Origin of the sequence: Vibrio sp. MEBiC08052 (assembly GCF_001506075.1) — a bacterium.
Classification (GTDB): Bacteria; Pseudomonadota; Gammaproteobacteria; order Enterobacterales; family Vibrionaceae; genus Vibrio.
Genome location: NZ_KQ947475.1, coordinates 1,888,659 through 1,889,583, shown reverse-complemented (window position 1 = coordinate 1,889,583; position 925 = coordinate 1,888,659). Strand labels below are relative to the sequence as shown.

Below are 925 nucleotides of genomic sequence, written 5' to 3'. Positions count from 1 at the left end.
AGGTGCCGGTAACCGTCACTGACGATCAGGGCGCCACCGCAACCACCACACTGACCATTACTGTGACCGGCACTAATGATGCACCGGTTGCACAGGCAGCCACCACGTCGGTGACTGAAGATGCCACTATAACTGGTAGTGTGACCGCCACGGATGTGGATTTACCGGCGGATGCGACGCTGGCCTTCAGCACGGAATCCACCGTGGACGGCCTGACGTTGAACGCTGACGGCAGTTACAGTTTTGATGCCTCCGGTTACGACGCATTGGGCGCGGGTGAAAAACAGGTGATTACCGTACCTGTCACCGTGACCGATGATCGCGGTGCGACCGATACCACCACCTTAACCATTACTGTGATTGGCACCAATGACGCCCCGGTGGCTCAGGCCGCTGTGGCCGTCGTCGCCGAAGATGCGACGATTACCGGCAGTATCACGGCGACGGATGTCGATTTACCGGCCGGTCAGTCGCTGGTGTTTACCACAGAATCCACCGTCCCCGGTCTGACCTTAAACGCCGACGGGACTTACAGTTTTGACGCATCCGGTTATGACGCGCTGAGCGCGGGTGAAAAACAGGTGATTACCGTACCTGTCACCGTGACCGATGATCGCGGTGCGACGGATACCACCACTTTAACTATTACTGTGATTGGCACCAATGATGCGCCGGTGGCTCAGGCTGCTGTGGCCGTAGTAGCCGAAGATGCGACGATTACCGGCAGTATCACGGCAACCGATGTCGATTTACCTGATAACGCCAGTCTGACCTTCAGCACCGAGTCCAATGTGACCGGTCTGACCCTCAATGCCGACGGGACTTACAGTTTTGATGCCTCCGGTTACGACGCATTGGGCGCGGGTGAAAAACAGGTGATTACTGTACCTGTCACCGTGACCGATGATCGCGGTGCGACCGATAC

1 protein-coding gene is annotated in these 925 nt (G+C 57.3%); it reads left to right on the top strand.

Features of this window, described 5'->3' with window-relative positions; translation table 11 throughout:
• Positions 1 to 925: VCBS domain-containing protein (locus VRK_RS21255; protein WP_197413077.1), on the top strand; the 925-nt coding region annotated here is incomplete at both ends.